The organism is Enterobacter sp. RIT637, assembly GCF_019718755.1.
GTDB lineage: Bacteria > Pseudomonadota > Gammaproteobacteria > Enterobacterales > Enterobacteriaceae > Enterobacter.
The window spans coordinates 46,104-53,080 of record NZ_JAIHAZ010000001.1; the positions used below are offsets into that span (position 1 = coordinate 46,104).

The window sequence follows — 6,977 nt, forward strand, 5'->3', positions numbered from 1 at the left end:
GCATGAGTGGGCAATCTGTCGCTCGATTTTTCAGATAATGCGTATCAACCTCTGGCCGCTCGTATGCGGCCAGAAAATTTAGCGCAGTACATCGGCCAGCAGCATCTGCTGGCTGCAGGGAAACCGTTGCCACGCGCTATTGAGGCAGGGCACCTGCACTCGATGATCCTTTGGGGGCCACCCGGCACCGGCAAGACCACGCTTGCAGAAGTGATCGCCCGCTATGCCAACGCGGATGTCGAACGCATCTCGGCGGTCACCTCCGGCGTGAAAGAGATCCGTGAGGCGATCGAGCGTGCGCGGCAGAATCGCAATGCCGGACGCCGGACTATCCTCTTCGTGGACGAAGTCCACCGCTTCAACAAGAGCCAGCAGGATGCCTTCCTGCCGCATATTGAAGACGGCACGATCTTCTTCATCGGTGCCACCACGGAAAACCCCTCTTTTGAACTCAACTCAGCGCTGCTTTCCCGTGCGCGCGTTTACCTGCTTAAATCGCTGACCACCGAAGATATCGAAAAGGTGCTCACGCAGGCGATGGACGACAAAGCGCGAGGGTACGGCGGACAAGACATCGTTCTACCGGATGAGACGCGCCTCGCGATTGCTCAACTGGTTAACGGCGATGCGCGTCGGGCGCTGAACACGCTGGAAATGATGGCCGATATGGCCGAAATGGATGATTCCGGTAAGCGGGTGCTGAAACCTGAATTGCTCACCGAAATTGCCGGGGAGCGCAGCGCGCGTTTTGATAATAAAGGCGATCGTTTTTACGACCTGATCTCGGCGCTGCATAAGTCTGTGCGGGGTAGCGCACCCGATGCGGCGCTCTACTGGTACGCGCGCATTATCACCGCAGGTGGCGATCCGTTGTATGTCGCCCGTCGCTGTCTGGCGATTGCATCAGAAGATGTTGGTAATGCCGACCCGCGCGCCATGCAGGTGGCTATCTCCGCCTGGGATTGTTTCACCCGCGTCGGGCCTGCGGAAGGCGAGCGTGCGATTGCGCAGGCGATTGTCTATCTGGCCTGCGCGCCGAAGAGTAATGCGGTTTATACCGCCTTCAAGGCAGCAATGTCTGATGCGCGCGAGCGTCCGGACTATGATGTGCCGGTTCATCTTCGTAACGCACCGACCAAACTGATGAAAGAGATGGGGTACGGGCAGGAGTATCGTTACGCTCACGACGAACCTAATGCCTATGCTGCCGGAGAGGACTATTTCCCGCAGGAGATGGCACAAACCCGCTATTATCACCCCACAAACAGAGGTCTTGAGGGTAAGATTGGCGAAAAGCTCGCCTGGCTTGCCGGACAGGATCAAAATAGCCCTATAAAACGCTACCGTTAGCGCTATCGTTGCGGTAATGTTGGCGTTGTATCCCTGTGATCGCAGGCTGTGGTCACTTTTTCCTATTTTAATTCGATAAGCACAGGATAAGCATGCTCGATCCCAATCTGCTGCGTAATGAGCCAGACGCAGTCGCTGAAAAACTGGCACGCCGGGGCTTTAAGCTGGATGTAGATAAGCTGCGCGCTCTTGAAGAGCGTCGTAAAGTTCTGCAGGTACAAACTGAAAATCTGCAGGCAGAGCGTAATTCTCGATCGAAATCCATCGGCCAGGCGAAAGCGCGCGGGGAAGATATTGAGCCATTACGCCTGGAAGTGAACAAACTCGGTGAAGAGCTGGATCAGGCGAAAGCTGAACTGGACGTTCTTCAGACCGAAATTCGTGATATCGCCCTGGCTATCCCGAACATTCCTGACGACAGCGTGCCTGTCGGTAAAGATGAAAACGACAACGTTGAAGTGAAACGCTGGGGCACGCCTCGTGAGTTCGACTTCGAGGTTCGCGATCACGTGACCCTGGGCGAAATGCACGCGGGCCTGGACTTTGCGGCGGCGGTTAAGCTGACCGGTTCTCGCTTCGTGGTCATGAAAGGTCAGATTGCCCATCTGCACCGCGCGCTGGCACAGTTCATGCTGGATCTGCACACCGAGCAGCACGGTTACAGCGAAACCTACGTACCGTATCTGGTTAACCACGATACGCTGTACGGTACTGGCCAGCTGCCGAAATTTGCCGGCGATCTTTTCCATACCCGTCCGCTGGACGAGGAAGCCGACAGCAGCAACTACGCGCTGATCCCAACCGCGGAAGTGCCGCTGACTAACCTCGTGCGTGATGAGATCATCGACGAAGACGACCTGCCAATCAAGCTGACTGCACACTCTCCGTGCTTCCGTTCTGAAGCAGGATCTTACGGTCGCGACACGCGCGGTCTGATCCGTATGCACCAGTTCGACAAGGTTGAGATGGTGCAGATCGTCCGTCCGGAAGAGTCTATGGACGCGCTGGAAGAGATGACCGGCCACGCGGAGAAAGTGCTTGAACTGCTGGGTCTGCCGTACCGTCGTATGGCGCTGTGCACCGGCGACATGGGTTTTGGTGCCTGCAAAACCTTCGACCTGGAAGTCTGGGTGCCTGCACAGAACACCTACCGTGAAATCTCCTCCTGCTCTAACGTCTGGGATTTCCAGGCACGCCGCATGCAGGCTCGCTGCCGCAGCAAGTCCGACAAGAAAACCCGTCTGGTGCACACCCTGAACGGTTCTGGTCTGGCTGTGGGTCGTACGCTGGTTGCCGTGCTGGAAAACTATCAGCAGGCAGACGGACGTATTGAGATCCCGGAAGTGCTGCGTCCTTACATGAAGGGTCAGCAGTTCATCGGCTAATAATTTGTCTTAAAACAATAAAGCGCCTCAGGGCGCTTTTTTTATGCCTGCTAATTGATACGACTCAATAATCTCTCCCTCTAAAGTAGTAATACTCCTCCGAATGAAAGTCAGCATAAAAAGCTGATAACGAAGAAATTCGTTCTATATAAAACTATATAGCGGTCTATGCCGCCTCTCTTTTCTTTGTGAGCAACCAAAGTGAGTCTTTATGAAAATCAAAGCGCCTGAAGCGTTAATGGCTGCCGAGGTCACTCGCCGTGGGTTGATGAAAACCACGGCAATTGGCGGCCTGGCTGTAGCCAGCAGCGCCTTCACGCTCCCTTTTACCCGACTAGCAACGGCGGCGGATGCGTTATCCCCAGCCACAGCCCCGGAAAAAGTGGTGTGGAGTGCATGCACCGTTAACTGCGGTAGCCGTTGTCCACTGCGTATGCATGTAGTGGATGGCGAAATTAAATATGTCGAAACCGATAACACCGGGGACGATAACTATGAAGGGTTACATCAGGTTCGCGCCTGCCTGCGCGGGCGCTCCATGCGTCGCCGCGTCTATAACCCGGATCGCCTGAAATACCCGATGAAGCGCGTCGGTAAGCGTGGGGAAGGGAAGTTCGAGCGCATTAGCTGGGACGAAGCCTACGATATTATCGCGACCAACATGCAGCGTCTGATCAAGGAGTATGGCAACGAGTCCATCTACCTGAACTACGGCACCGGGACGCTCGGCGGCACGCTGACTCGCTCCTGGCCGCCGGGAAAAACGCTGGTAGCACGCCTGATGAACTGCTGCGGCGGTTATCTCAACCACTACGGCGACTACTCTTCCGCGCAGATTGCAGCAGGTCTCAATTACACCTACGGCGGCTGGGCTGACGGCAATAGCCCGTCTGATATCGAAAACAGTAAGCTGGTCGTACTCTTCGGTAACAACCCGGGTGAAACCCGCATGAGCGGCGGCGGGGTGACCTACTACCTCGAACAGGCCCGGGCCAAATCCAATGCCCGCATGATCATCATCGATCCGCGCTACACCGACACCGGAGCCGGACGTGAAGACGAGTGGATCCCAATCCGTCCAGGTACCGATGCGGCGCTGGTCTCAGCGCTGGCGTGGGTGATGATCACTGAAAACCTCGTCGATCAACCTTTCCTGGATAAATACTGCGTCGGTTATGACGAGAAAACGCTGCCTGCCAGCGCGCCTGCTAACGGTCACTACAAGGCGTATATTCTTGGACAGGGCAGCGACGGCGTAGCGAAAACGCCAGAGTGGGCGTCCACCATCACCGGGATCCCGGTTGAGCGTATTGTGCAGCTGGCGCGTGAAATCGGATCGGCCAAACCGGCCTACATCAGCCAGGGCTGGGGACCGCAGCGTCATGCGAACGGTGAAATCGCGACCCGTGCTATCTCCATGCTCTCCATTCTGACCGGTAACGTCGGCATACACGGCGGTAACACCGGCGCGCGCGAAGGCTCGTATGAAGTGCCGTTTGAACGTATGCCTACCCTGGACAACCCGGTTCAGACCAGCATCTCCATGTTTATGTGGACCGATGCGATTGAACGTGGTCCGGAAATGACTGCCCTGCGCGACGGCGTGCGCGGTAAAGACAAGCTGGACGTGCCGATCAAGATGATCTGGAACTATGCCGGTAACTGTCTCATCAACCAGCACTCTGAAATCAACCGTACCCATGAAATCCTGCAGGATGACAAGAAGTGCGAGATGATTGTGGTCATTGACTGCCACATGACCTCCTCGGCGAAATATGCCGATATCCTGCTGCCAGACTGCACCGCCTCTGAGCAGATGGATTTCGCGCTGGACGCCTCATGCGGCAACATGTCCTACGTGATCTTTACCGACCAGGCCATCAAACCGCGCTTTGAGTGCAAAACTATCTATGAGATGACCTCTGAGCTGGCAAAACGTCTTGGCGTTGAGCAGCAGTTTACCGAGGGACGTACTCAGGAAGGGTGGATGCGCCATCTGCACGAGCTTTCTCGGAAAGCGATCCCTGACCTGCCGGACTTCGACACTTTCCGCCAGCAGGGGATGTATAAACAGCGCGATCCGGAAGGGCATCACGTGGCGTACAAAGCCTTCCGCGAAGATCCACAGGCGAACCCGCTGACCACGCCGTCGGGCAAAATCGAAATTTATTCCGAAGAACTGGCAAAAATTGCCTCCACCTGGGAGCTGCCGGAAGGGGATGTTATCGATCCACTGCCCATCTACACGCCGGGTTTCGAAAACTACAACGATCCGCTTACCGCGAAATTCCCGCTGCAGCTGACCGGTTTCCATTATAAGGCTCGCGTCCACTCAACTTACGGTAACGTCGACGTACTGAAAGCCGCGTGCCGTCAGGAGATGTGGATCAACCCGATGGATGCCAAAGCTCGTGGAATTAACAATGGTGACCGCGTGCGTATCTTCAATGGCCGTGGCGAGGTACATATCGAAGCCAAAGTGACTCCGCGCATGATGCCTGGCGTTGTCGCGCTGGGGGAAGGGGCCTGGTATAACCCGGATGCAAACCGCATTGACCAGGCGGGCAGTATTAACGTACTGACCACACAGCGGCCGTCGCCATTGGCGAAGGGCAACCCGTCCCACACGAACCTTGTTCAGGTTGAAAAGGTGTAAGGAGTAACCGATGACAACCCAGTATGGATTTTTTATTGATTCCAGCCGCTGCACAGGGTGTAAAACCTGTGAGCTGGCCTGCAAAGATTACAAAGACCTGACACCGGACGTGAGCTTCCGCCGTATTTACGAGTACGCCGGTGGCGACTGGCAGGAAGATAACGGCGTCTGGCATCAAAACGTTTTTGCCTACTACCTGTCAATTGCGTGCAACCACTGCGAAGATCCGGCTTGTACTAAAGTCTGCCCGAGCGGTGCGATGCACAAACGTGAAGATGGTTTTGTGGTGGTGGACGAAGATGTGTGCATCGGCTGCCGCTATTGCCACATGGCGTGCCCTTACGGCGCACCGCAGTACAACGAAGCAAAAGGCCATATGACCAAGTGCGACGGCTGCCACTCCCGCGTGGCCGACGGTAAAAAACCGATCTGCGTGGAATCCTGCCCGCTGCGCGCGCTGGACTTTGGCCCGATTGAAGAGCTGCGTAAAAAACACGGCCAGCTTGCTGCCGTTGCGCCGCTGCCTTCCGCGCACTTCACTAAGCCGAGCATTGTGATTAAACCTAACGCCAACAGCCGTCCTACAGGTGATACCACCGGCTATCTGGCAAACCCGAAGGAGGTGTGAGATGGGAAGTGGATGGCATGAATGGCCGCTGATGATCTTCACGGTCTTTGGGCAGTGCGTGGCGGGTGGTTTTATTGTGCTCGCGCTGGCGCTGTTGAAGAGTAATCTCAACGCTGAACAGCAGCATCGTCTGGTGCTGAGCATGTTTGGCCTGTGGGTGTTGATGGGGCTTGGCTTTATTGCTTCTACGCTGCACCTCGGTTCACCAATGCGCGCGTTTAACTCTCTGAACCGCGTGGGTGCGTCGTCCCTCAGTAACGAGATTGCCAGTGGGGCGATTTTCTTTGCTGTTGGCGGGCTGGGCTGGCTGCTGGCCGCGCTAAATAAATTGCCTGCGGCTCTGCGTAGTCTGTGGCTGATTGTGACGATGGTGCTGGGCGTGGTGTTCGTGTGGATGATGGTGCGCGTCTATAACACTATCGATACCGTTCCTACCTGGTACAGCGTCTGGACGCCGATGAGCTTCTTCCTGACGATGTTTATTGGCGGTCCTCTGCTGGGCTACCTGCTGCTGCGTGTGGCGGGTGTGGATGGCTGGGCAATGCGTTTGCTGCCTGCCGTTTCGCTACTGGCTTTGGTCGTGAGCGCTGTGGTTGCTCTGATGCAAGGGGCGGAGCTGGCAACGATTTACAGCTCCATTCAGCAGGCATCTGCCCTGGTCCCGGATTACGGTTCTCTGATGGCCTGGCGCATCGTTCTGCTGGTCGCGGCGTTGGTATTCTGGATCGCTCCTCAGCTTAAAGGTTATCAGCCCGCGCTGCCGCTGCTGTCACTGGCCTTTGTGCTGGTACTGGCGGGTGAACTGATTGGCCGTGGTGTATTCTACGGGTTGCATATGACCGTTGGTATGGCTATCGCCAGTTAACGTTGCATTGAGTTATATCAAGCCGGGCCAGAGCGCCCGGCTTTTCTTTTTTCAATCATGAAATTTTTCGACTGTCGTTTTGTTTTAATTTCG

5 protein-coding genes are annotated in these 6,977 nt (G+C 55.8%); all 5 read left to right on the plus strand.

Annotated elements, in window-relative coordinates:
* Positions 1-6 precede the first annotated feature (6 nt).
* Positions 7-1,350: a replication-associated recombination protein RarA gene (gene rarA, locus K5E19_RS00185; protein WP_221549530.1), complete on the plus strand. Its 1,344-nt coding sequence runs from the start codon at positions 7-9 to the stop codon at positions 1,348-1,350.
* 92 nt (positions 1,351-1,442) lie between these two features.
* Positions 1,443-2,735, plus strand: a complete 1,293-nt coding sequence (gene serS, locus K5E19_RS00190) for a serine--tRNA ligase (protein ID WP_010429208.1) — start codon at positions 1,443-1,445, stop codon at positions 2,733-2,735.
* A 211-nt stretch (positions 2,736-2,946) separates the two neighbouring features.
* A complete protein-coding gene (gene dmsA, locus K5E19_RS00195; protein ID WP_221549532.1) occupies positions 2,947-5,391 on the plus strand; it encodes a dimethylsulfoxide reductase subunit A in 2,445 nt (814 codons plus the stop codon).
* A gap of 10 nt (positions 5,392-5,401) precedes the next feature.
* Positions 5,402-6,019, plus strand: a complete 618-nt coding sequence (dmsB, locus tag K5E19_RS00200; protein ID WP_089597769.1) for a dimethylsulfoxide reductase iron-sulfur subunit DmsB — start codon at positions 5,402-5,404, stop codon at positions 6,017-6,019.
* A 1-nt stretch (position 6,020) separates the two neighbouring features.
* Positions 6,021-6,884 carry a dimethyl sulfoxide reductase anchor subunit family protein gene (locus K5E19_RS00205; protein WP_221549534.1) on the plus strand — a complete coding sequence of 288 codons (864 nt, stop codon included), beginning with the start codon at positions 6,021-6,023 and terminating at the stop codon, positions 6,882-6,884.
* Positions 6,885-6,977: the final 93 nt, after the last annotated feature.